24 protein-coding genes are annotated in these 25,245 nt (G+C 45.7%); 4 read left to right on the forward strand and 20 right to left on the reverse strand.

Features of this window, described 5'->3' with window-relative positions; translation table 11 throughout:
* The first annotated feature begins 17 nt into the window (after window positions 1-17).
* The 4 genes from ACYQ4O_RS01880 to ACYQ4O_RS01895 all read left to right on the forward strand — a co-directional run bounded on the left by ACYQ4O_RS01880 (window position 18) and on the right by ACYQ4O_RS01895 (window position 4,232).
* On the forward strand, window positions 18-1,247 hold the full coding sequence (locus ACYQ4O_RS01880; protein WP_460174560.1) for a M20 metallopeptidase family protein: 1,230 nt from the start codon (window positions 18-20) through the stop codon (window positions 1,245-1,247).
* A 66-nt stretch (window positions 1,248-1,313) separates the two neighbouring features.
* Complete coding sequence (locus ACYQ4O_RS01885; RefSeq protein ID WP_460174561.1) at window positions 1,314-2,582, forward strand: amidohydrolase; 1,269 nt, start codon at window positions 1,314-1,316, stop codon at window positions 2,580-2,582.
* Window positions 2,583-2,622: 40 nt separating this feature from the next.
* Window positions 2,623-3,735, forward strand: a complete 1,113-nt coding sequence (gene dinB, locus ACYQ4O_RS01890; RefSeq protein ID WP_460174562.1) for a DNA polymerase IV — start codon at window positions 2,623-2,625, stop codon at window positions 3,733-3,735.
* Window positions 3,736-4,004: 269 nt separating this feature from the next.
* Entirely contained in the window at window positions 4,005-4,232 is a 228-nt protein-coding gene (locus tag ACYQ4O_RS01895) for an AbrB/MazE/SpoVT family DNA-binding domain-containing protein (protein WP_308512732.1), read from the forward strand.
* A 92-nt stretch (window positions 4,233-4,324) separates the two neighbouring features.
* Here ACYQ4O_RS01895 and clpB read toward each other — a convergent pair whose 3' ends face one another.
* The 20 genes from clpB to ndk all read right to left on the reverse strand — a co-directional run bounded on the left by clpB (window position 4,325) and on the right by ndk (window position 25,181).
* A complete protein-coding gene (clpB, locus tag ACYQ4O_RS01900; protein WP_460174563.1) occupies window positions 4,325-6,916 on the reverse strand; it encodes an ATP-dependent chaperone ClpB in 2,592 nt (863 codons plus the stop codon).
* A gap of 313 nt (window positions 6,917-7,229) precedes the next feature.
* Window positions 7,230-7,685 carry a molybdopterin synthase catalytic subunit MoaE gene (gene moaE / locus ACYQ4O_RS01905; RefSeq protein WP_460174564.1) on the reverse strand — a complete coding sequence of 152 codons (456 nt, stop codon included), beginning with the start codon at window positions 7,683-7,685 and terminating at the stop codon, window positions 7,230-7,232.
* 14 nt (window positions 7,686-7,699) lie between these two features.
* A complete protein-coding gene (locus ACYQ4O_RS01910) occupies window positions 7,700-8,893 on the reverse strand; it encodes a molybdopterin molybdotransferase MoeA (RefSeq protein WP_460174565.1) in 1,194 nt (397 codons plus the stop codon).
* Complete coding sequence (mobB, locus tag ACYQ4O_RS01915; RefSeq protein WP_460174566.1) at window positions 8,894-9,409, reverse strand: molybdopterin-guanine dinucleotide biosynthesis protein B; 516 nt, start codon at window positions 9,407-9,409, stop codon at window positions 8,894-8,896.
* A gap of 81 nt (window positions 9,410-9,490) precedes the next feature.
* A complete protein-coding gene (locus ACYQ4O_RS01920) occupies window positions 9,491-10,027 on the reverse strand; it encodes a phosphoribosyltransferase (RefSeq protein WP_308512727.1) in 537 nt (178 codons plus the stop codon).
* A 42-nt stretch (window positions 10,028-10,069) separates the two neighbouring features.
* Window positions 10,070-11,365 carry an adenylosuccinate synthase gene (locus ACYQ4O_RS01925; RefSeq protein WP_460174567.1) on the reverse strand — a complete coding sequence of 432 codons (1,296 nt, stop codon included), beginning with the start codon at window positions 11,363-11,365 and terminating at the stop codon, window positions 10,070-10,072.
* A gap of 12 nt (window positions 11,366-11,377) precedes the next feature.
* Entirely contained in the window at window positions 11,378-12,541 is a 1,164-nt protein-coding gene (locus ACYQ4O_RS01930) for an ATP phosphoribosyltransferase regulatory subunit (RefSeq protein ID WP_066590672.1), read from the reverse strand.
* Window positions 12,542-12,551: 10 nt separating this feature from the next.
* A complete protein-coding gene (locus tag ACYQ4O_RS01935) occupies window positions 12,552-12,740 on the reverse strand; it encodes a DUF2065 domain-containing protein (protein ID WP_066590670.1) in 189 nt (62 codons plus the stop codon).
* Window positions 12,741-12,758: 18 nt separating this feature from the next.
* Window positions 12,759-13,637, reverse strand: a complete 879-nt coding sequence (gene hflC, locus ACYQ4O_RS01940) for a protease modulator HflC (RefSeq protein WP_308512724.1) — start codon at window positions 13,635-13,637, stop codon at window positions 12,759-12,761.
* A 16-nt stretch (window positions 13,638-13,653) separates the two neighbouring features.
* Window positions 13,654-15,150 (reverse strand): FtsH protease activity modulator HflK, encoded by a 1,497-nt coding sequence (gene hflK, locus ACYQ4O_RS01945; protein WP_460174568.1) that lies wholly within the window; start codon window positions 15,148-15,150, stop codon window positions 13,654-13,656.
* A 123-nt stretch (window positions 15,151-15,273) separates the two neighbouring features.
* Entirely contained in the window at window positions 15,274-16,431 is a 1,158-nt protein-coding gene (hflX, locus tag ACYQ4O_RS01950) for a GTPase HflX (RefSeq protein ID WP_460174569.1), read from the reverse strand.
* Window positions 16,432-16,668: an RNA chaperone Hfq gene (hfq, locus tag ACYQ4O_RS01955; RefSeq protein ID WP_066590654.1), complete on the reverse strand. Its 237-nt coding sequence runs from the start codon at window positions 16,666-16,668 to the stop codon at window positions 16,432-16,434.
* 87 nt (window positions 16,669-16,755) lie between these two features.
* Complete coding sequence (der, locus tag ACYQ4O_RS01960; RefSeq protein WP_308512721.1) at window positions 16,756-18,087, reverse strand: ribosome biogenesis GTPase Der; 1,332 nt, start codon at window positions 18,085-18,087, stop codon at window positions 16,756-16,758.
* 5 nt (window positions 18,088-18,092) lie between these two features.
* Complete coding sequence (gene bamB, locus ACYQ4O_RS01965; RefSeq protein WP_460174570.1) at window positions 18,093-19,208, reverse strand: outer membrane protein assembly factor BamB; 1,116 nt, start codon at window positions 19,206-19,208, stop codon at window positions 18,093-18,095.
* Window positions 19,209-19,220: 12 nt separating this feature from the next.
* The gene (locus ACYQ4O_RS01970) at window positions 19,221-19,847 is read right to left on the reverse strand and encodes a YfgM family protein (RefSeq protein WP_460174571.1); all 627 of its coding nucleotides are present in this window, start codon (window positions 19,845-19,847) and stop codon (window positions 19,221-19,223) included.
* Between the two features lie 15 nt (window positions 19,848-19,862).
* Window positions 19,863-21,146 (reverse strand): histidine--tRNA ligase, encoded by a 1,284-nt coding sequence (gene hisS / locus ACYQ4O_RS01975; protein WP_460174572.1) that lies wholly within the window; start codon window positions 21,144-21,146, stop codon window positions 19,863-19,865.
* Between the two features lie 2 nt (window positions 21,147-21,148).
* Window positions 21,149-22,378 carry a flavodoxin-dependent (E)-4-hydroxy-3-methylbut-2-enyl-diphosphate synthase gene (gene ispG, locus ACYQ4O_RS01980; RefSeq protein ID WP_460174573.1) on the reverse strand — a complete coding sequence of 410 codons (1,230 nt, stop codon included), beginning with the start codon at window positions 22,376-22,378 and terminating at the stop codon, window positions 21,149-21,151.
* Window positions 22,379-22,384: 6 nt separating this feature from the next.
* The gene (locus ACYQ4O_RS01985) at window positions 22,385-23,581 is read right to left on the reverse strand and encodes a RodZ domain-containing protein (protein ID WP_460174574.1); all 1,197 of its coding nucleotides are present in this window, start codon (window positions 23,579-23,581) and stop codon (window positions 22,385-22,387) included.
* A 17-nt stretch (window positions 23,582-23,598) separates the two neighbouring features.
* Window positions 23,599-24,744, reverse strand: coding sequence for a dual-specificity RNA methyltransferase RlmN (gene rlmN / locus ACYQ4O_RS01990; RefSeq protein ID WP_308512715.1), 1,146 nt, complete (start codon window positions 24,742-24,744; stop codon window positions 23,599-23,601).
* Between the two features lie 11 nt (window positions 24,745-24,755).
* On the reverse strand, window positions 24,756-25,181 hold the full coding sequence (ndk, locus tag ACYQ4O_RS01995; RefSeq protein ID WP_066590642.1) for a nucleoside-diphosphate kinase: 426 nt from the start codon (window positions 25,179-25,181) through the stop codon (window positions 24,756-24,758).
* Window positions 25,182-25,245: the final 64 nt, after the last annotated feature.

Here is a 25,245-nt window from a genome sequence, read left to right on the forward strand (position 1 = left end):
TTATTTGGGTGTTATAAATGTCAAACCAGATTTACGATTCTTCCATCTTCCAAGAAATAAAGAAACAACAACAAGAACTGACCTCTTATAGACGTCGAATCCATTCTCAGCCGGAAATCGGTTTTGAAACCTCTAATACCGTCCAGGCAATCAAAGAATTTCTCAATGCTAAAAATATTTCCTCCGTTGATACTGAAGTATCTCCGGGAAGTCTTATCGCCGTTATAGACGGAAACCGCCCAGGCCCTACTATTGCTTTGCGCGCAGACATTGATGCTCTTCCATTGCAGGATGCAAGCACAAACGCATGGAAAAGCCAAATTGCTGAAAGATGTCACGCTTGCGGCCATGACGGACATCAAACGTGGTTATTGGCAGCTGCCGATTATCTCCACTCTCACAACGATTTTCCTGGAAGAGTGGTTTGTATTTTCCAAGCCGCCGAAGAATCGGTTTCCGGTGCCAAGAGCGTAGTTGAGTCCGGAATTTTTCAAAAATATGATATCCAAGAAGTCTACGGTGCACATAACGAGCCTTTCTTGGATTTAGGAAGCATAGGCTTTAAAACCGGCGCTCTAATGGCTTCTGCCGATTACTTCAAAATTTCTCTGTTCGGCAAAGGAACTCATGGCGCACGCCCTCATCTTGGAATTGATACTTTCCCGGCAGTAACCGAAATTTATCAGGCTCTTCAAACCATCGTTTCCCGCAATGTCGATCCTTTGGAATCTATTGTCCTGTCAGTCTGCTCTGTAGTTTCCGGAAACGGTACTTCTTATAACATCATCCCGGCTAAATCTGAAATGGTTGGTACCGTCAGAACCTTTTCTCCGGCTGTAAGAGACTTTGCGGAAAAGCGTTTGCATGAAATCGTCAAAGGCATTTCTTATGCCCATAACTTGGAATTCGAGGTTTCGTATAACAGACTGACGGGACCTGTGATTAACGATAAAGAATGTACTGAATTTGCCGTTAAGACTGCTGAAGAGCTTCTTGGAAAAGAAAATGTGCTTCCGGCTTTAAGTCCGACAATGATTAGTGAAGACTTCAGCGAATATGAGGAAGTTGTACCGGGAACAATGTTCTTAATCGGTGTCAGAGATAAAGAACATACTCAGCCCCTTCATCATCCTTCTTATGACTTCAACGATGAGGTAATCCCGCTGGCCGCTGCCTTCTTCATTGAATTAACCGTAAAAAGACTCGCCTATCTTGCAACAAAAGAAGATAAGACTAGAAGAAATTAATCATCTTCTTTAGACTTATCGAATTCCTTAATCTTTCTTAAAACTATTAAGTGAGGAGAACTCTAAATGTATAGCTTAAATGACATGGTTGCCCTAAGAAGAGAAATCCACTCTTTCCCGGAACCCGGTTGGTGTGAATTTGTCACAACGTCAAAAATCGTTGAAAGACTTAAAGCTATGGGTGTCGAACCGCTGGTCGGCAAACAAATCATCAATCCTGAATTCATCGCAGGCAGAAATCCTGCTGCGGTTCAAGCCGCACTTGCTGCAGCACAAGCTAAAGGAGTCTCTCAAGAACTTTTAGACAAAATGGAAGGTTATACCGGTGCTGTTGCCGTATTCAAAACAGGACGTCCGGGACCTGTCATTGCAGTTAGATTCGACATCGACTGTGTTGAAGTTACTGAAGCTCAAGAGCCTCAGCATAGACCTTTCGCTGAAGGATGGAGCAGCCAGAATCCGGGCAGAATGCATTCCTGCGGTCATGACGGCCATCTGACAATGGGAGTTGGCCTTTGCAGCTGGATTTCAGAGAACCTGGACAAACTTTGCGGAACAATCAAAGTACTCTTCCAGCCGGCAGAAGAAGGCGTCCGCGGTGCCAGACCAATCGCTGAAAGCGGCGTCCTGGACGATGTTGATTTCTTATTCGGCAACCACCTCGGCCTTGGTGTTGATACCGGAATTATCTCTGCCGTCCCTGGCGAATTCCTCGCTACAACAAAACTGGATGCTACTTTCACAGGCGTTGCTGCTCACGCCGGTGCCAACCCGGAAAAAGGCAAGAATGCTCTGTTGGCAGCAGCTACCGCTGCTCTCGCTATTCATGCTCTTCCAAGACCGATCGGTCCGGTATCTGCTTTGAATGTAGGTACTCTAAGAGCCGGAGAAGGTAGAAACGTTCTGCCTCCTAATGCTTTCATGCAGCTGGAAGTCAGAGGAGAATCCGAAGAAGTTAACGCTTTGATGAGAGAAGAAGCTATTCGCCGCCTGCAAGGCGCAGCAGATATGTACGGCTGCGAATTGAAAATCGACAAGGCCGGCGAAGCCACTGAATTTAATCCTGATCCTGAAGCCATCGCCATCGCTGAAGAAGCTGCTGTTAAAACTGTCGGTGCTGAAAATGTCCAGCATCTGGATCTCAAGCTTGGCAGCGAAGATGCCACAATTCTCCTGCGCAGAGTCCAGTCTCACGGCGGCAAGGGGACATTCATCGTGTTCGGTTCTACTATAAAAGCCGGCCACCACCAGCGCCTCTTCGACTTCGACGAAGAAGTTCTTTCCATTGCTGTTAATTTCTACAAGAACCTGTTAACCAAAACTAACGGCATCTAATCCCGGAAAGGACTGAGAAAAAGCGGCATCCTCGTTAAATATGAAGAAGTCTTCGGATACGAAAATCGATCCTTACTCACCGGTTTGGAACAAGTACAGAAAGATTCTTCACATTGACTTGGATGCCTTTTTTGCGTCCGTAGAACAGCGAGATAATCCTTCTCTTGTAGGTCTGCCGATTGCCGTAGGCCTTAATAAAGCACGAGGAGTCGTTGCTTCCTGCAGCTACGAAGCCAGAAAATTCGGTGTTCACTCGGCACAGCCTTCTCATCTCGCTGCCAAACTTTGCCCTAACCTTATCTTTGTTGAAGGCCGGATGGAAGCCTACAAGGAGGCCTCTGAAAATATTCTCGAGATATTTCGCAGATACACCGAACTGATAGAACCGGTCTCCATTGACGAAGCTTTCTTAGATGTCACGCAGAACCGGTTGGGCCTTCGTTTCGGCGTTGACTGTGCAAAAGCAATTAAAAAAGATATCAGAAAAGAAGTTGGCCTCGTAGCCTCTGCCGGTGTCTCCTACAACAAGTTCTTGGCTAAGATTGCAAGCGATTGGAAAAAACCCGACGGCTTATTCGTTATTCATCCTGCTAAAGCACAGGATTTCATCGACAAGCTCCCCGTTAAAGCTATATGGGGTGTAGGACCTGTCACTCAGAAAAAAATGGAGTCTCTGGATATTCACACCTGTTCGGATCTCAGAAAACAATCCTTATTTTTTCTAACCGAACACTTTGGTAAAGCCGGTCTTAGCTATTACAACTATGCCCGCGGAATCGATGATCGTCCCCTTAGAGTCAATCGTATCCGCAAACAAGTCAGCGCTGAAATCACGTTCTCCAAAGACCTTTCCGACCTGTCCGACATACAGGAAGGAATTTCCAGAGTCGTCTGTCAGCTCAAGGAAAGAATGACCAGACGCCGGTTCAGAGGTTTCTCACTGACATTAAAAGTGAGGATGAGTGACTTCAAAACATTTTCCCGTTCTCACACCTTCGACCACATCTTAGAGGACCCTCAAGAAATTTATGAAGAGTCCTTAGAGTTGCTCTCTAAACTCGATTTGAGCAAAAAAGTTCGATTAATTGGAATAGGCATCGGCTCTCCTCTGGAAGTTGAGCAAGAGGAGCTTCTGCCATTCTTGGAGTTCTGACGCTCAACGTTTTATCCGTAGCACACCTCAAAATCCAAACGACCCACCCTTGACAAAATACCTTTTTAATCGAAAAAAGCTATCACTCAAATTGGTACTTTTATTTATTCATATTCGGGGATATCCCTTAATATCAAGACAGGTAAAGGAGAAATACAAGATTCAGCATTAGTAATTTAACTTTGTCTTTCTCTCCTCTCTCAGCCCGAGAGACACCCTACCTTCTAGCCGTTTAGGTTGAGGTAGTTACCAAAATCAAGGAGGGCGTTATGTCTAACTCTTTTGCCGCTACGTCGTTAGTATGGGTCAATGGACAGGTAACGATTCCTAAATACGTATTAGACGTTCTCGGTGTTCATAGCGGTCACCATGAAAGTGTGACATTCATTATTGAAGGCGATACGGTCCGTCTCGTTAATTCTGCCGTTTTCTCCATGCAGCATTTGCAAAACAGCTTGAAAGCCGGAGATCCGGATAACGAAAAAGAAAGCGCCTAGCTTACTGAACCATCTCAAAGAAAAACCAGCGAAATTTCGCTGGTTTTTCTTTGATTAGGATCGGGAGGATGGTCCTCCCGAGCATCTAACACCTATACGGCTTTCTTTGAAAAGATAAATTTGCCGTCCTGGTAGTCGACATCTACGATATCGCCCGGAGCGTATTGTCCCTTCAGAAGGTTGATAGCAATCTTGTTTTCCAAGTATTCCTGAACAGCTCTTCTTAACGGACGTGCGCCGAATAACGGATCAAAGCCAACCTTACCGATTTCATCCAATGCCGCATCGCTGACTTCAAGACCGATATTCTGAGCTTCCATACGTTTAGCCAGTTTGCGGATCTGAATTCTTGCGATTTCTCTAATGGCTTTTTCATCAAGGGCATTAAAGACAACGATTTCATCAATTCTGTTGATAAATTCAGGTCTGAAATGTTTCTTGACTTGTTCCATCACGGCTTCTTTGATTTCAACCGGATCTTCGCCTTGGCGGTTCATGATTTCCTGAGAACCAAGGTTTGAAGTCATGACGATAACGGTATTCTTGAAGTCAACCGTCCTGCCTTGACCGTCTGTCATTCTGCCGTCATCAAGGGCCTGCAGAAGAATATTGAAGACATCCGGATGCGCCTTTTCTACTTCATCGAGAAGAATAACGCTGTATGGTTTTCTTCTGACGGCTTCTGTCAAATAGCCGCCCTCTTCATAGCCTACATATCCCGGAGGCGCACCAATCAAACGAGCAACGGAATGCTTCTCCATAAACTCACTCATATCGATACGAATCATTGCCTCATCGGTATCAAAGAGGAATTCTGCTAAAGCTTTCGTCAATTCTGTCTTGCCAACACCTGTCGGTCCTAAGAACAAGAATGAACCGTACGGTCTGTTCGGATCAGCCAAACCGGCACGAGAACGCAGAATAGCGTCGACAACCTTCTGTACTGCTTCTTTTTGACCAACGACTCTCTTGCCGATATGTTCGGCCATATCAAGCAATTTCTGTCTTTCGCCTTCCATCATCTTGGAAACAGGAATTCCGGTGGCACGAGAAACAACGTCAGCAATTTCTTCTGCACCAACCTGAGTCCTCAGAAGTTTAGGCTTTTCTTCATAAGCCTTATGTTCTGCGTCTTCCTCTTTAAGCAGACGTTTTTCAAGTTCGGGAAGCTGTCCGTACTGGATAGAAGCCAATTCTTCGTACTTGCCTTGACGGCGGAGTTCTTCCATCTTGGTCTTCAATTTGTCGATTTCGTCTCTGATGTTCTGAGAGCCGAGAGCGGCACTCTTTTCCGCTTTCCAAATTTCTTCCAAGTCAGAGTATTCGCGGCCGAGCTTTTGAATTTCTTCTTCAAGAGCTTCCAAGCGCTTCAAGCTTGCTTCGTCCTTTTCTTTCTTGACGGCTTCTCTTTCAATCTTCAGCTGAATCAGTCTGCGGTCAAGTTTGTCAAGTTCTTCCGGCTTTGAGTCAATTTCCATCTTGATGCGGGCAGCTGCCTCATCAATCAAGTCAATGGCTTTATCCGGAAGGAATCTGTCTGTGATGTAGCGAGCTGAAAGTTCTGCGGCTGCAACAATAGCCGGGTCGGTAATTTCTACGCCATGGTGAACTTCATATTTTTCCTGCAAACCGCGGAGAATAGCGATGGTATCTTCAACGCTTGGCTCATCAACGATAACCTTCTGGAATCTTCTTTCCAAAGCGGGATCTTTTTCAATGTATTTACGGTATTCGTCAAGGGTTGTTGCACCGATAACATGCAGTTCGCCTCTCGACAGAGCCGGTTTAAGCATATTGCCGGCATCCATAGCGCCGTCTGTCTTCCCGGCGCCGACTACGGTGTGAATTTCATCGATGAAGAGAATAATGCGGCCCTCTTCGGCTACAACTTCCTTCAGAAGAGCTTTGAGTCTTTCTTCGAATTCACCGCGGTACTTTGCACCGGCTAGTAAACCAGCCATATCCAAGCTCAGAACTTTCTTATGACGTAAGGTATCGGGAACTTCTCCGTTGACGATACGCTGAGCAAGTCCTTCGACAACTGCTGTTTTACCAACGCCCGGTTCGCCGATTAAAACAGGATTATTCTTACTTCTGCGCTGCAGAATCTGCATGGCGCGGCGGATCTCATCATCTCTGCCGATGACAGGATCAAGCTTGCCGTTTCGAGCTCTTTCTGTTAAATCAACCGTGTATTTCTTTAGAGCTTCACGGTTGTTTTCAGCATCAGGGTTGTCCACTTTCTCTCCTCCTCGCATAGCCATGATTGCATTTTCCAAAGCTGGTTTGGTCAATCCAGCCTCACGTGCAATGCGGCCGGCTGCGCATTTGCTGTCACATAAAACTAATAAAAATAGATCGGTGGATAAATACTCATCGCCAAGACGCTGGCCTTCTTTATCCATTTCGTTCAGAACAGTCATGAGTTCACGGCTGACCTGCACATTATTTGCCGCTCCCGAAACCTCGGGAATCTTGTTTATTTCCTTGTCGACAAGCTTCCTGAGCTCCCCAACTCGAACGCCGGCTCTTTCAAGCAAGCTCTTTCCGGTTCCTTCAGTGTCCTCTAAGACAGCTTTCAGAACGTGGACGGGATCAATGTACTGCTGAGAATGATCGGCAGCCATGGTCTGGGCTTGCCCCAGAAGCTCTTGAAAGCGCGTTGTAAATTTATCTTGACGCATATGTTTGTTAAGACTCCCTTCCCTTATTAAAAGGAAATACGGACATTCCGCTTTTACTAAATTTCATTGTCAACATTTCCGAGAGTAAAGTGTTCTTTAAACCCTTATTTTGAGCAATTTAAGTCTAAATTTTTACGTCGCTAACTAAATATTATTTCAACAGAGTCACTCTATTCATGAATGAGAAAATTCCAGAAAAATATTTGGCCCGTCACGGAATTCGCTATTAATTTTGAAGTGAAAGAAATGGCAGAACTCCAAATAAATAAGCCTCGGTATTCCGAGGCGTAATAGACGATGGTACAGAAGTCTTCTATTTACAAAGATTCCACTTACTCATCGCTTCATCGTCGCTTTCTCTGGCATCAACCCATTTGCCTTTGCCGTCGATGGTTTCTTTCTTCCAGAAAGGAGCTTCCGTTTTGAGGTAGTCAATGATGAACTCACAGGCATCAAAGCATTCCCCTCTATGGCCGCCCGAGACTCCGACAAAAACGATCTGGTCGTTAATCTCTAAATCCCCAACCCGGTGGATGACTGTCGCATCTTGAATATTCCAGCGTTCTTGAGCTTCTTTCACAATCTTGGTTAAAGACTTTTCAGTCATGCCGGGATAATGTTCAAGAGACATTTTTTCAATCGTACAACCCTCATTAATGTCTCTGACATTTCCCACGAACATCACGACTGCCCCGGCATGCGGATTGGCTTTGAGCTCGGCATATTCTTTTTGAATATCAAAATCTTCTGTTTGAACGGAAATTTTCACGGCAATTCCCTCTCTTAAAGACTGAACCCACTGAATGGAATGTAGCGAACCAAATCTCCTTTCTTCAGGTCGGCATTTGCAGGAATGTCAGCCAGACCGTCGGCCCACAGACACGAAGTCAAAACAGCGGAGTTCTGGGTTCTGTAAGCTTCTAACGCACCGTTCTCATTACGGCGTACACGAATGAACTCTCTGCGAGAACCGCCCTTCCAGTCAAAATCAATCGGCAAGTTGTACGACTTCACCTCAACCTCTCTTCTGCCTGACAGTTTGAGAATCAAAGGCTGGGCAAAAATCAAGAATGTCACTAAAGAAGAAACCGGGTTTCCGGGTAACCCTAAGAAAGGAACACCGTTTACCTCGCCTTTAGCAACCGGTTTCCCGGGCTTAACGGCAATCTTCCACATATCGATATGGCCTAAAGCCTCAACCACGGGCTTAATGTAATCGGCCTCTCCAACGCTCATACCGCCGCTGGTTAATATCAAATCCGATTTGCGGCTTGCTTTTCTAAAAGCATTCAAAGTTGCCTCGTAGCTGTCCGGAACGTTGCCATAATCAACCACATCGCACCCTAGCTGATGCAGAAGACCTCTTAAAACAAATCGATTAGAGTTGTAGATACCGCCTTCAACTAAAGGTTCTCCGGGCATCGACAGTTCGTCACCGGTGAAAAATAAAGAAACTTTAATCGGACGATAGCACTGAACGGTAGAAGTACCTACACTAGCGGCAACGCCTAAAGCGGCAGGAGTCAAACGATCGCCTGCTTTCAGAATGACGTCGCCGATTTCAATATCGCAGCCGGCTTTTCTGATCCAAGCGCCAACCTTCGGAACTTTTTCGAACTTAACGGTGCCTTCTGCGGTTTCAGTTGCTTCTTCCTGCGGAATGACGGCGTCGGCACCAACCGGAATCGGAGCCCCTGTGAAGATTCTTGCTACCGATCCTTCCTTAAGAGGTTTGCCCATATGTCCCGCATAAATCTTTTCTGAGACTGGAAATTCAAGTTTTCCGTCAGCAAAATCAGAAACTCTGACAGCATAACCGTCCATTTGAGAATTATCTAAAGGAGGAACTTGAATGGGAGAAACGACAGGAGCCGCTAAAATCTTACCGGCACTGTAAAGCGTGACGACTTCTTCCGTCTCTGCTTCAGGCTGAACATTTCGTAGGATCTCTTCCAGGGCTTCTTCAACAGTGAGCATTTAAAACCTCGATTTCAAATTCAATTTATCCGCAATAAAACGTGCAATAAGACGAGGATTATTCAAGTTAATAACCGGGATCTCACATCCTGCAATAGAGTCCACGTCCGTCAGTACAGCCTGTATTCCTCTATCTTGGGTATAGATAGCCGGCTCCTCCTTAACTCCGGGTCTCCACACCTCCAGGCGTAAATCTGCATCGTCTTCTTTTTTAAATCCTTCTACCAGAACTAAGTCGCAAGGATCTAGCTTCGACACAAGTTTTTTGAGCGTAGCAGGTTTCAGGGGAGTTCTCCTCATCATAGCCCAGCCCGAGTCATTTTTGACTATTACCTGCTCGGCTCCCGCCGCTTGAAATCGATACGAATCTTTTCCGGGCTTATCGACTTGAATGTCGTGATGGGCACTCTTTATAGCCGCTACATCAAATCCGGCATTGCAGAAAATTGTCACCAACTGTTCCACCAATGTCGTCTTGCCGCTGCCTGAGTACCCGACAAAATCAATAACCTTCATTATTTTTTCTCTTAAATGAAAAGAACTGCGGAAAATTTAGAAGGACTAAATCTTGCCGCAGTTTTTTAGTGGTTGACTCTCTTACGGAGCGGGTTTCAGTAAGTTGTAGTCTTTGACTCTTCCTTCCAATTGGCCCAGACGCATCGTGTCATACACTTCAAACGGCTGGTGAATCCAAGGATTATCTTCAAGGAACTGAACATAGTAGTCAGGTTTAACTTGAGAGCATTTCTTCCACCAAAGAACAGCCGTTCTCACTTCAGTGATAGCAGGAACTCTGGTTTTAAGATGCTCTGTAACTTTCTTGAAAGTTAGGCCAGAGTCCACCAAGTCATCGACCAATAAGACTTTTCCTTTCAAGGAGTCCGGACGACTTGAAGCAATATATTGACCAATATCAAGCTCACCTTGAACTGTACCGGCAGCTTCCCGGTAGGAGCTGGTTGCCAAAATGTTCAAAGGCATGTCGAAGATTCTTGAAAGAATATCGCCGGGTCTAAGGCCACCTCTAGATAAACAAAGAAGAGAATCGAACTTCCAGCCGCTGTCGTTGACGACATAGGCCAAAGTCTCAATCAGCTTATGATACTCATCCCAAGATACATGAAGATCTTTCATCTAAGTTCCCATAGGCCCTTTCGGGCCCTTTATATTAAAAATTTATTCCGCAAAGGGGTTCTTTAAAAGGATTGTATTCTCACGGTCAGGACCTGTGGATACAACGGCAATTGGTACGCCTGCTACCTGAGAGAGTCTATCCAAATAACGGCGTGCGTTCAATGGAAGATCGTCCCAGTTTGTAATACCAAATGTCGATTCTTCCCAACCAGGAAAATCTTCGTAAATCGGCTTACATTCAGCAACAGCATCTGCTCCGACCGGCATTACTTCTAAGCGCTGACCTTTGTATTCATAGCCGACGCCCAAACGAACTGTCTTGAAGCCGTCCAAAACGTCAAGCTTCATCACGGCCAAACCGGAAAGACCGTTCCATTCTGCAGAACGTCTTAAAGCAGCCCCGTCGAACCAGCCGCAGCGGCGCGGACGACCTGTCACTGCACCGAATTCATTTCCTTTTTCACGAAGCTTCTTACCGTCGTCATCGAAAAGCTCTGTTGGGAACGGACCTTCTCCAACACGTGTGCAGTAGGCTTTGGTAATACCCAAAACATAATTGAGTTTTTGCGGACCGACACCGGCGCCCGGACTTGCTGAACCGGCAACTGTGTTGCTCGAAGTAACATATGGATAAGTACCATGGTCAATATCGAGCATAGTGCCTTGAGCTCCTTCAAATAAGAACTGTTCTCCGGCTCTCATCTTTTGGTTAAGAGTGTGAGAAACGTCAGCAATTTTAGAAGTGATTCTCGGGGCAAGAGCCAAAGTATCGGAAATAATCTGTTCAACGTCTACAGGATTTGCTTTGTAGAAATCAACTAAGAGGAAGTTAATGAGCTTGCAGTTTCTGCGGACTTTTTCAGCAAAAAGTTCCGGATCAAGAAGATCGCTGACGTGAACGGCACGGCGCGCAATTTTATCCTCGTAAGCAGGCCCGATTCCTCGGCCGGTAGTGCCAATCTTCTTATCGCCCAAGGAAGCTTCGCGGGCATGATCAAGGGCGACATGATAAGGAAGAATCAGCGGGCAGTGGCCGGAAACAAAAATTCTGTCTTCTGCTTTAACACCGTTGGCTTCCAGTTCATCGATTTCAGCCAGGAGAGCCTGCGGACTGACAACGGCACCGTTGCCGATATAGCAGTTAACGTGAGGATGCATGATGCCGGACGGAATAAGACGCAAAATTGTCTTCTTGCCGTTAATAACCAAAGTGTGGCCGGCATTATGGCCGCCGTTGAAACGTACAACCCCCTGAACACTTTCTGTCAGCCAGTCTACAATCTTGCCTTTACCCTCATCACCCCATTGGGCACCGACAACTACTACGTTTTTAGCCATACCTGATATCTCCTATTTTGTATATCGGCGAACGACCTTCCATTCACCGTCCTCTTTGATTAACTCTTCATCCAGTCTGAAGGACTCTTCAAGACTCTCAATTCTGTCTTCAGGAAGAATCTGAACAACGATTCTGTCCTCTTCTCTTAATTTTCTAATCGCTTCGTTTAAAGCCTTGTCCCCATCGTCCCAAGGAGCCATTACGGCATAAGGTCTCTTTGTAGGAAGAACTTGGGCAATCTCACGCAAATATAACGTAAATCCGACTGCGGGACGATTGCGTCCGAATTTAGCCCCAATGCTGTCGTAGCGTCCTCCTCTGAGGACTGCCTGATACCGCTGAGGGATAGTGACGCCGAAAGTAATGCCGGTCAAGTATTGATAACCGTGAACGTCGGAAAAATCAAAGCTCAGCTTATCGGCAATGCAGCGGTCTGCGATCCACTTAAGCTGTTCGATAGTTTGAAGAATCAGCGGATAATCGCTGAATTCTTTTTCAATTTCGTCCAGAACCTCGATCCCGCCGAACATACGCATAATTTTTCTTAATGCGTCAATCGTTGAATCTTCAATGACACCGGATAATTCTTCGAGAGCACTGCGGTCTTTATGTTTCAATGCATAAAGAATCTTCGGCATAACCTTTTCACAGTTCGGATCTCTTTCGACAATGGCTTTAACAACAAAAACGTGGCCGATATCCAAATGAATATCTTTAAGACCAAAAGCCTTCAAACACTCCAATGCGAGGTTCAGAACCTCGATATCACTGGCACTTGATGTGGATCCGAACAGCTCCACACCGGCTACATACGGTTGTCTGGAAGCTACGGGATGAAGAGGTCGGGCATGAAGAAGGGAACCGGCATAGCTTAAACGGCTAATTCCTTCTCTATTCAAAATATGAGCATCGATACGAGCAATTTGCGGCGTCATATCAGCGCGGAACCCAAGCATTTTGCCTGATGACTGATCGACGATCTTAAAGGTTCTCAAATCTAAATCGTTTCCGGTTCCGGTCAAGAGTGAGTCTACATACTCAATCATTGGAGGTTTAACCATCTCACATCCGTGAGACTTCGTCAGCTTCAGAAATGTCTCTCTTAATCTTTCTATTTCTCTCGCTTCCCGGGGAAGCATGTCGGCGATATTCTCTGGCAATAACCAAACTGACATATATTCCTTTCTAAAACAACTCAACTGACCAAACGACAGCCAAACCTAAGACTACACCGACAAAGGCAACTGTTCTGATTTTTTTACTAGAAATTGAGCTCAACTCAAGAAGGTACTTTTTCCACGCATCCGGAGCCAACAATGGAAAAAGTCCTTCCAGCACTAAGCAAAAACCTATGGCACAAAGAAGGACTTTCATTTTTATGAATTTGTTAAATTAATTCTTCTCGCCTTTGGAGTTTTTCAAATAATCGAAAAATTCACTGGAGGGATCGACTACCATCATATCCGTGGGTTTAGAGAAAGAAGAACGGTAGGCATCGAGAGAGCGATAGAATTTTGCAAATTCAGGATCTCTGCCGAATGCGTTAGCATAAACTTCGTTAGCTTTAGCATCGCCCGAACCTTTGATTTGCTGAGCATCTTTATAGGCATCAGCCAAAATAACGGTTCTCTGACGGTCGGCATCAGCCTTAATTTTTTCGGCCTCAGCAGCACCCTTTGAACGTTCTTCGCTGGCTACTCTTTTACGTTCTGCTTCCATACGGCGGTAAACAGATTCTGAAATTTCTGGCGTAAAGTCCACTCTCTTAAGGCGAACGTCAACCACTTCAATTCCTAAACCTTCCACTCTCTTTTGAAGAGCCTCGGAAATTTCTGCCATGGCTTTGGCTCTGTCGCGAGAAGTAATGTCGTTAACCGTTCTTCTGTTGACGGCCTGGTTTAGAACGTCTCTCATCAAAGATGAAACGCGGTCTTCCGCGGCTCTTTCACTGCCCTGAAAAGAAACCCAGTACAAGCGAGGATTGTTGATACGCCACTTGACGTAAGAATCAATCATCAAGTTCTTTTTTTCACTGGTCTGAACCAAATCAGCCGTCGGGGTATCAATCGTCAAAATACGATTGTCCAAGTAAACCACATTCTGCAGAGGAGAAGGAAGCTTAAAGTGCAGGCCCGGTTTAGAAATCACTTCTTTTAATTCACCAAGCATGAATACGAGTGCATATTCACGTTCGTTAACGGTATAAAGACAAGTTTTGGCAAAAAAACCGCAAACAACACAAACTAAAAATAAGGTTACTACTTTTCTCATGTTCTCTTTCTTCCTCTTATCTCATTGTCCTGGAAAGAGGACGGGAAACGTAATTAGCAATTGGAGCTGCTTCAACCGAAGGCTGAGGCTGAGCCTCTCTTGCTGTAGAAGAAGTTTCTGCAGCAGCAGGAGCAGCAACGACAGAGTTCTGAGCAGATCCTGCTTGCTGAACCAATTTATCTAACGGAAGATAAAGCAAATTATTGGAGCTCTTGCTGTCCACAAGAATCTTCTTCGTATTGTTAAGCACCTGCTGCATCGTATCCACATACATACGATCGCGTGTTACCTTCGGGGCTTTTTCATACTGACTGAGCACTTGATCAAAACGTGAAGCGTCACCCTCTGCCTGAGAAACAACACGAGACTTATAAGCTTCTGCTTCCTGACGCAATCTTTCAGCCAAACCCTTTGCCTTTGGAATCACGTCGTTAGCGTAAGCTTCACCTTCATTGATTTGACGTTCGCGATCCTGACCGGCCTTAACAGCATCGTTAAAGGCTGCCTGAACTTGTTCCGGCGGCTGTGCATTCTGAATAGCAACGGAAAGAATCTGAATACCGCTATGATAGCGATCCAGCATTTCCTGCATCAGCTTCTTAACCTCCTCGGCAATTTCCTGCTTGCTTTCAAATAAAACACTGTCCATTTTCTTTCTGCCTACGACTTCACGCATGGCAGATTCAGCAGTCTGGATAACCGATCCCATCGGATCGCGTGTACGGAAAAGAAACTCTTCGGCTCCGGGACCGTCTTTAATGCGGTACTGAACGTTAAACATTACGTCTACGATGTTTTCGTCATCAGTCAGCATTAAAGCTTCTTTCAAACGGAGGGTTGTACCTTTCATACCGATTTCAGCTTTTCTGACGGAACTAACGTCAACAAGTTCCACATCCTGAATGGGATAAGGAAGGTGCCATCTGAAACCGGCATTCGTAGTTTCAGTGTACTTGCCGAAGGTCGTAACCACGCCTCGCTGACCTTCAGGAACGATGTAGAAGCCGGAGGACAACCAAGCGCCGGCAGCAATCAGCAACGCCGCCAAAGCAAAGCCATAGCCGGCTCCGGAAGCAGACTGAGGCATTCTGGTGCCGGGGAATCCAAATCCGCCGTCATTGCCGCCGTTTCCGCCATTAGTGCCGTGGCCGCCTTGGTCTGCTTGGAAAGGATGATCCTTTCTCGGAGGCGGCTCATTGGAGTCATCATCCGAATCGTTCCAGTCAAAATTCACGCCGTTTTGACCTCGATCTTGGGGACGCTTGGATTTTTGACCTAAGATTCCGGAGAGCTTGTCGTTAAAATCTTTCCAAAGCTCTTCGATATCATTTTCCTGTCCGAGTGCCTGCTTGAATTTTTTTTCTTCTCTTTTATCTTCAATAGGACGACGAAGTTCAGGCTCTTTAAAGCCGTCTTCTTCAGTGTCGGTGGAATTCGAAGTATTTTTTGTTTCTTCTTTCTTTGGTTCTTTATCAGAACTATCTCGGCCCCAGTGGGGGTCATTCAAAGACATCTCTTTGAGTCCTTATAAAAAATAAGTTATTAATAGAATTCTAGAGGCAAAATTTTATCATTACTGAAAAAATCCGCTTGCAACAGATTGATTCTTTTAATTTGCTGTTACAAGAAGATACATTTATGGCTCAAACTCTTTAAGCCAATCTTCGTCATCTTCCTCTTCCGGCTCTTCTTCAGTATTGGCAATCTTAGCGATAGCCTGCCTCAATAAATCAATCCCGGCTCCAGTCACTGCGCTCAAAGCAACTGCTTTCGGACGTTCTTTATCATCAAAAGTAAGGAAAGGATCATTGCTTTCTTTGTCTATTTTGTTATAGACCATCAGCTGAGAAACTTTATCCGCACCGATTTCTTTAAGAACTTTATTGACCTCGGCAATTTGTTCTTCCCGGGCCGGACTGGAAGAATCCACTACATGCAAAAGCAAATCTGCTTGAGCTGCTTCGTCCAAGGTAGATTTGAACGCCTCAATTAATTGGTGAGGCAAACCTCGGATAAATCCAACTGTATCGCTGAGAACCACTTCCGTATTTTCATCAACGAAACATCTTCTTGCCGTCGGATCCAACGTAGCAAACAACTGGTCAGCCGCATAGACCTCGCCTCTTGTTAGACGATTAAACAGCGTAGATTTTCCCGCATTGGTATAGCCCACTAAAGCAACAGTCAGAATCTGACCTCTTTGTCTTGACTTTCTTTGGGTATTGCGCTGTTTTTCAAGCTTCTTGAGCTGCTCTTTGAGGGCTTTAATTCTAACGCCGATCATTCTTCGGTCAAGTTCAATCTGCTTTTCTCCAGGGCCTCCGGTTTTTGATAAACCGCCTCTCTGTCTTTCCAAGTGAGTCCAGCCGCGAACCAATCGGGTAGACAAATGCGTCAGACGCGCAAGTTCAACCTGCAGGCGCCCCTCTTTTGTTTTAGCTCTCTGACGAAAAATCTCAAGAATCAGACTTGTGCGATCAAGTACAGCAAGTTTTGTCGTGGTTTCGATATTTCTTTGCTGTGCGGGAGAAAGGACAACGTCGAAAATTAAAATGGTGCTTCCGGAATCTCTGGCAAGCTGCGCCACTTCCTCAATCTTCCCGCTGCCAAGAAAGGTTTTCGGATCAGGCTTCTCTCTTTTTGCTTCCGTGATCCCTTGAACATCATAGCCGCAGGAACGAGCTAATTCAGTCAGTTCTTCTGCGGCATCTTTGTGAATTTGGCGGGCCAGCGTTACCACTACGAGCCAAACTTTTTGGGGGCCGTCAGCCCCCTTCTCATACTGAAAATCCACTTATTCGGCTTCTGTCTGTTCACCGGCAAGCGGCACTGCTCTAGCCGGAACAATAGTACTAATCGCGTGTTTATAGACCATTTGAGTAACGGTATTTCTCAAAAGAACGACATACTGGTCAAATGATTCGACTTGTCCTTGTAGTTTAATGCCGTTGACCAAGTAAATTGAAACGGGAATTTTTCCTTTGCGAAGACTGTTTAAGAACGGGTCTTGTAATAATTGCCCCTTTGTCATATTTATTTTCTCCGTGTGTGCAATGCACAAAATAAAAAGAATGCTATAAAAGATTGTAGGAGAGAAGCTTTCTACATATTTACTATATTAATCGTTTTGAGCGTAAGGATTCTTGTTTGTTCTTAATTCAATGCGTAAAGGCGTGCCTTTAAGATTGAATTTTTCTCTAAAAAACCCTTCCAAGTACCGTTTGTAGCTTTCCGGCACATCCTGCAATGCATTTCCATGAATTACGATCACCGGCGGATTCATGCCCCCTTGGTGAGCATAACGCATCTTAGGACGGCCTCCGCGGGCTCTCGGTGGCAGCTGCCGCGTGGTTGCCTCAATCAACGCACGTGTCAGCTTCGGTGTAGAGAGTTTAACGAAAGCTGCTGCATGAGCTTCATTAACGGCAGTCAGAAGATTACCTAAGCCCCTCTTATATAAAGCAGAGATGTAAAGACTCTTGGCCCACTTCAAAAAGTGAATCTTGTGCTCAAATTCTTCCTTGACTCGTGTTCTTTCATATTCACCGATGTCATCCCATTTATTAATAGCAATGACTAGAGCACGGCCGCTTTCAAGAATATAACCGGCAATGTTGGCATCTTGTTCCGAGATACCGGCTTTTGCGTCAAGAAGCAACACGACAACGTTCGATTTTTCAATCGCTTGCAGCGTCTTAATGACGGAGAATTTTTCGATTGCCTCGAAAACTTTCCCTTTGCGTCTCAAACCTGCTGTATCGATAAGAATGTAATCCTTATCTTTGTACTGGAATTCAACTTCAATAGCATCGCGGGTTGTCCCGGGCATATCGAACGCAATAAGTCTTTCTTCTCCGATGAGAGCATTAATTAACGTTGATTTTCCTGCATTTGGTCTGCCGGCAATAGCGACTCTGATTTTGTGCGCAAAGTCGCCGTCTTTCTCGATTTCTTTTTCAGTCGGATACTTTTCCAATGCCATATCGACCAAGGCGCGTACGCCCTCGCCGTGAGCTGCGGAAATCGGATACGGCTCACCTAAGGCAAGCTCATAGAATTCGGATTTCACAACCTCTGACATGCCCTCGGCTTTGTTGACGACAAGATAGGTCGGCTTGCCGCTTTCTCTTAAGCTTTGCGCAATTCGCTGATCCTGCGGGGTTAGGCCGGATCTTCCGTCTACTAGGAAGAAAATAATATCAGACTCTTCGACAGCCAGCTGAGCTTGGTTGGTCATCTCTTTGACGATGCCCTCAGTCTTAATCGGTTCAAAACCGCCGGTATCGACAACAATAAAAGGTTTCTCGCCGACTCGGCCTTCACCGTAATGGCGATCTCTGGTTAAACCGGGAAAATCGGCGACTAAAGCGTCCCTAGATCTTGTGAGGCGGTTAAATAAAGTTGACTTGCCGACATTCGGGCGGCCAACCAATGCAACAACAGGCAGCATAATTGTTATCTCGTAGCTAAGTAAGCTACATCTCCTTTACTTGTCTGGAAAATCGCACCGGCACTAAAACTTTGTGCCTTAGTAACGATTGGCCCGCTTAAACGAGTTCTGGCTATTTCTTCGCCTGTTCTCGGTGACAAAAGGTGAACGTAACCTTCATTATCACCGACGGCAACGGTTCCCGGCATAATGACAGGAGCACTGAGTCCGCGGTAAGTCATGGTTTTATTTTCCCAGCGAAGCTCTCCGCTTTCACGATAGTAGGCTCTGACAACACCTGTGACATCAACCACATAGACGTTGTCTTCGTCAACTGCCGGACCTGCAATGGCATCGACATTCTGTGTCCACATCATCTGTCCGTTCGTGCTGTTAATGCAAGTTACGGCACCCTGATAAGCGGCTGCACAAAGCATATCAGCGTTTAATACAGGGGCACCAACCACATCAATCAAGCGTTCGACTTCCGTTATTCCTTTGGCTTGGGCTACCGGGAATTCAAAAACAGGACGTCCGTTATTGACGTCTAAAATAACCACGTTTCCGTTAGGCTGACCAACAAATAAGAAGTTATCACGTGCAGTCATGGAAATGGGTACACGAACAGTCAAAGCGGGCTGATTTCTCTGGAAAGTCCACTGCTGTTCCCCGGAAGAGGCCTCAAAAGCGGAGACTCTCATATCTTTAGTTCTAACAATAACCAAACCGTTGGTGATGACGGGAGGTCCGGCAAGTTCACTGGTCAGTTTGCTCTTCCAGTCCTCTTTTCCTTCTGCATTTAAAACAATCAATTCACCGTTTTCCAATCCCACGGCGGTGTTATACCCGTCAGTTCCTACTCCTCCTACAACCGGAGAATCAAAAGAAACAGTCCACTCTTTGTTCCCGGTTCTGGCATCTAAGCGGGCTAATTCTTTGCCGCCCGCAACCCAGACGGATTCGTCAAAAAGACCGGGGACTAAGAATCCGTCAGCGTTCGGCATGCTGACTGACCAAACTTCGGAGACATTGATAGCGGGCGTAAACGATACCAATTCCGCCGGTTCATGCTTGGGAGAGGAACATCCGACTAAAACAGCTGCCAGTGCGGCTGCTGCCAGGGTCAAGGAAAATTTTTTCATGTTTTATTCTCTTTATAAAGCCTGAAGCTTAATTTCAATAATCTTGGCTAACGGATTTGTAGTGGTGCAAGCTCTTAAAGCTTCCGTCCAGCATTCTTTTGCTTTTTCTTTATTGCCCATGGCAATGTAAGCATCGCCCTTTCTATCTTCGACTAATGCTTTTTCAGCATCCGGATTTTTAATTGAATTCAAAAGATTTAAAGCCTGCTCGAAAGAACCTTGGTCAATGTAAATACCTGCTAGGCGAACAGCTGCGACAGTCTGCAATTCAGGATAATCTTTGGAGTCAATAACCCATTGAAGATCTTTGATAGCTTCACTGGCTTTATTGTGTTGTTCTGCAGTATAAGCCGCCAATAAAGCACCCATACCGGCAAATGCTGTCCCAGCGTAGTCCTCCTGAAGCTTCAGAGCTATATTTTGAACTCTCTGCTGATCCTTATTGTTATTGGCTTGAATCATCAAGCTGTAAAGAGAGCCGGCATCGGCAGACTGCTTCATCTGATACCACTGCCAGCCACGCATACCGGCAGCAGCCAAGCAGGCAACCGTGACAATAGTGAGAATTAAAGTCCCCCACTTCTCCCACCAGGCTTTAATTTCGGATAGGGACTCTTGCTCTTCTAAATCATATGCCATATTTGACCTTTCTCTTTATCGAGTTTGTTCAGCTAAATATTCAACAGCCTGTTCTACAGTCATCTTTAACTGCTGGCCGTAATCTTTCAAGTTTTCGCGCAGCGGCTTGATAGAAACCATCTTCTCTTGTGTTTCGCTTTCGCCGATTATGACAGCAAAATCAGCACCGGATGCATTGGCCCTCTTCATCTGGTTTGCAAACTTAGCGGAGCCGGAATGAAGGATCGTGCTGACTTGCTTATTTCTGAGAGCTTCTGCGGTACGCAAAGCAAACAGGAAGGAGTCTTCGCCGCTCCAAGCAACGTAAACTGAGCATTCTTTATAAGACGGAGCGATGCCCTCTTCTTTCATCAATTCGATAATTCTTTCAATGCCCATTGCAAAACCACATGCCGGCGTTTCTTTTCCGCCGAGCATACCGATTAACGGATCGTAACGGCCGCCTCCGCATACGGTGCTCTGGGCTCCAAGCTTATCAGTAACCCATTCAAAAACCGTCAAGTTGTAGTAATCCAAACCTCTGACTAGGCGAGGATTGATGCGGTAGTCAATTCCTTCGGCTTCTAAAATATCCGTGAGTCTCTTAAGAAATGCTTTGGACTCTTCGCCAAGACTGTCCATTAACTTCGGCGCATTCTCAACCAGGTCCTGCATTGCCGGGTTCTTTGTATCGAGAATCCTTAAAGGGTTGGTATAAAGCCTTCTCTGAGCTTCTTCATCCAAGATTTCCTTGTGAGCTTCGAAGTACTTAATTAAAGTTTCACGGTAGACCTGCCTTTCTGCAAACTGTCCGAGACAGTTCAATTCCAGCCAGACATTCTTAATGCCAAGCTTGTCCCAAACTCTTTTTACGAGCAAGAGCTGTTCGGCATCCACATCAGGGCCTTTGAAGCCAAGAGCCTCCAAACCAAACTGATGGAACTGGCGCAAACGGCCTCTCTGGGGACGTTCATGTCTGAACATCGGGCCCATATACCAAAGACGGCGAGGTGCATCATAAAGCAAATTATGTTCAATACAGGCACGGACCACGGAAGCGGTATTTTCCGGTCTCATCGTCAATTCATCGCCGTTCAGAGAATCAACAAAGGAGTACATCTCTTTTTCAACAATATCAGTAACCTCACCGATACCGCGCTTAAATAAACGGGTTTGTTCAAGAATCGGAGTTCTGATCTGCATATAGCCGTATTCTTGGGCAGCTTCAACTACGGCTTTTGTGAACTTATCCCAATAAGGAGTGTCCTCCGGGAGCATGTCAGCCATGCCCTTGATTGCTTGTATTTTATCTTTTGCCATTTTTAATCCTGATTTGTCCCAAACTTTGTTTGGACATAATTATCTATTAATTTTTTGAAATCAGAAGCCATTTGCTCTCCCTTTAAAGAGCAAACTTTCTTGCCGTCGATATAGACAGGAGAAACCGGAGCTTCTCCGCTGCCGGGCAGCGAGATGCCGATGTTGGCATGCCGGCTTTCTCCCGGACCATTGACAACGCATCCCATTACAGCGACTGTCATGTTTTCAACACCGGGATACTTTCCTCTCCACTTGGGCATTTGCTGCTTCAAATAGCTCTGTGTCTCTTTTGCCAGCTCTTGGAAAAGTACGCTGCTCGTTCTACCGCAGCCGGGACAAGAAACAACCTTCGGCTCAAAATTTCTCAACCCTAAGGACTGAACAATCTCACAGGCCAAATCGACTTCCGCAGAACGCTTTTGACCGGGTTCCGGCGTCAGAGAAACGCGGATCGTATCACCGATTCCTTGGGCTAAGAGAATAGAAAGAGCCGCCGTTGAGGATACAGTGCCCTTCAAACCCATTCCGGCCTCTGTCAAACCAAGATGCAAGGAGTAAGGACAAAGTCTATCGAGCTTCTGGTAGATATCGACTAATTCACGAACACCGCTGACCTTAGCGGAAATTGCAATTTGCTCCTCCGGCATGCCGAGACGAACCGCTTCATCAGCACTATCGATCGCACTTTTGACAAGAGCTCTGCGGAGAATTTCTCCCGAATTTTCCGGATTTGGCTGACGGTTATTTTCTTCCATCATTTTGGCCAGAAGATTCTGATCCAGCGATCCCCAGTTAACTCCTATGCGGATCGGCTTGTCATATTTGATCGCCAAATCAATCAGCGTTTTAAAGTTTTGTTCGTGCTTATCGCCCTTGCCGACATTTCCCGGGTTGATTCGGAACTTCGAAAGGGAACGGGCACATTCCGGATAATCGCTTAGAAGCTTATGGCCGTTGTAATGAAAATCTCCTACCAAAGGAACGAAATATCCGGCTGCATCCAGCTTTTGACGAATAAGAGGAACTGCCTGAGCAGCGGCGGGCGTGTTGACAGTAATTCTAACCAACTGACTGCCTGCATCGGCAAGCTCCATAATTTGCTTGACAGTACCGTCTACGTCCGCGGTTTCGGTATTGGTCATTGATTGAATAACAACTGGGCTGCCTCCCCCGAGCAGAACCACGTTATTGGCCCATTTAACTGTCATGGGCCCGTTTTTTGTTTTTGTCATTTCAAATTATTTAGCAGTGAACACCTGAAAAGATACAGAGCCCGATCTGGAAGAGCTTGCTAAGTCAACCGGGTTGGCGTTAAGTGAGACTTTTGCGCGGAACTTGTTGCCGACAGTCACTCGGAAAGGCAGAGGATGTTTAAATTCCTTAGTTTCCCCCTGCTTAAGAGTAGTGTTGTCGACAAGTTTGCCGTTAACGTAGATACCGAACCAGCAGTCACCGTCAGTGGCACTGAATTTAATATTTACAGGTTGTGTGCTGGAAGCTCTCGGAAGCGTAGTGGACCAACCGTTTTCGTTCTGAACCAATTTCAAAGTAACAGGAGCGGCCGGTTCAGGAACAACCGGTGTATTCTTGGCTTCTTCTACCTTCTTTTGAGCTTCGAGCTGCTGGTTATGTTCTGCCATAACTTTTGCTTCAAGGGCACGCTCCTCCGGAGTCTTGCCGACCTGAGTTATAGGCTTGCCGTCAGGAGTCTGGGAAGGAACCGCTGTTGAACTGTCAGTTGCTGCGCCGGGAGCACTGGTCTCAGCTTTAGCAGAAATCGTTTCTTGCTTAGGAGCCGGCTTAGATTCTTCTGCAGCAACCGGCTTTTGTTCTTCAGCTTTCTTCTTGTTTGCGTCAGTTGTGGGACTTTTTTCGTCGGCAGCGGACTTGGATGTGTCCGCATTAGCTTCAACTGCCGGCTTATCCGGTGAGTTCATAAAGTTCAGAGAAGACTTAACTTCCTGAAGATTAAAACTCGGATTCATGTAACGCCATCCCATATAGGCAACGATAGCAACCACAATTAAGAAAATAATCCAGCCGATCCCTTTGCCTTTTCCGTTTTTAGTTGTTTCTTCTTGGTAAGGACGCAGCCCGGAGGTTGTTTTACGAATCAAAGCCTTTTGATCTCTGTCTTCTGAAGTTAAGGAATTGCTGAAGAGATCGACTATCTTAGCTTCATCCAGGCCAAGCAAACGAGCGTAGCTTCTTAGGTGGGCTCTTGTATAAACCACGGAGGCAAAAGCTGAAGGATCGCCCTCTTCAAGACCAATGATCTGTTTAGCGGACAGTCTAAGCTGCGAGGCGACCTGTTCAACAGAAAGGCCCTTAGACTCGCGAGCCTCTGTCAACAGTTTTCCGTATTCAGGTACATTTGACTGAGTAGCGGCTTTTTGTTCTGGTTCTTGCTGCTCTAATTCATTTTGTTCAGTCATTTAAATCTCCAGCCCATTTACTGTGGTTTCGTTATTTCTTTAATTAATATTTGTCTCTGTGCGCGCTTCTCAGCCAATTTAGTCCTGTCTTTAATTTCACCGGCTAATTGACCGCAGGCGGCATCGATATCATCTCCTCGAACTTTTCTTACGGTACAGACAATTCCTGCATCGTTAAGAATTGAGGAGAATGCCTTCACGTTTTCCTCCGAGCTTCTCTCAAGACCGGAGCCCGGGAAAGGATTGAAGGGAATTAAGTTAAATTTGCAAGGTACCTTTTCAACAAGTTTTACTAACTCTTTAGCTTGTTTTGAAGAGTCGTTAACTCCTCCGATCATGATGTATTCAAAAGTGATGAAATCTCTCGGAGCGACTTTAAGGTATCTTTGGCAAGCTGCCAATAAATCTTCAATAGGATGCTTTTTGTTAACCGGCATGATCTTGTCGCGCAATTCATTGTTAGGAGCGTGCAAGCTCACAGCAAGCGCAACAGGGCATCTTTCTGCAAGTTTATCGATTTGACGAACCAGTCCGGAGGTTGAAACGGTCACTCGGCGCCGGGATAAGCCGTAAGCATGATCGTCAAGCATCAAATTAAGTGCAGGAACGACGGCATCTAAATTTTGGAGCGGCTCCCCCATGCCCATTAAGACAACATTGGAGATAACTCTCTCATTTTCATCCTTGATGCCGCGAGACTGTCTGAGGGTATGTTCGGCATGCCAAAGCTGACCGATAATCTCGGCAGTCGTTAGGTTTCGATTGAAACCTTGTTTGCCGGTTGAACAGAACAAACAGTTCATTGCACATCCGGCCTGCGTAGAAATGCACAAGGTGCCTCGATTGGATTCAGGAATAAATACCATTTCAACGGCGTTGCCGTTTCCGACATCGACGAGCCATTTGCGTGTTTCATCAGCAGAAATTTTATCGCGCAAAATCTCAGGGCCTTTGATTTCAGCAATCTGACTGAGTTTGGCCCTGAAAGATTTGGCGAGGTCAGTCATTTCATCAAAAGTCTTAGCTCCTCTCCGGTGAATCCATCTTTCAAGCTGGACAGCCCGGAACGGCTTCTCACCTAAAGAAGCGCAAAACTGTTTCAGGCCCTCTTGATCGAGTCCTAAAAGGTTTGTTTTGGGTTTATTTTCTGAAGTGACTGACATTATTCCCTCAATTAGCGAGAATAAACATTCATCTGTGGGAAGAAGAATGCGATTTCAACAGCGGCTGTTTCAGGGCTGTCAGAGCCATGAACGGCGTTAGCGTCGATACTTTGAGCGAAGTCAGCGCGGATAGTGCCCTTAGCGGCTTTCTTCGGATCTGTGGCGCCCATCAATTCACGATTTTTCATGATGGCGTTTTCGCCTTCAAGAACCTGAACCTGAACAGGACCGGAAACCATGAAATCAACGAGGTCTTTGAAGAAAGGTCTTTCTTTGTGAACTGCATAGAAAGCTTCGGCCTCCTGACGGGACAACCATTTCATCTTGGAAGCGACAATCTTAAGACCGTTGCTTTCGAATCTTGTGTAAATTTGACCAATAACGTTTTTAGCTACTGCATCAGGTTTAATAATAGAAAGTGTGCGTTCTACAGCCATTTCTTACTCTATAAAATATTAAAAAATCAAAAACCTTCGACCTCTTGGGTCTCCGGAAGCATAA

The organism is Turicimonas sp. TL08 (assembly GCF_054660695.1).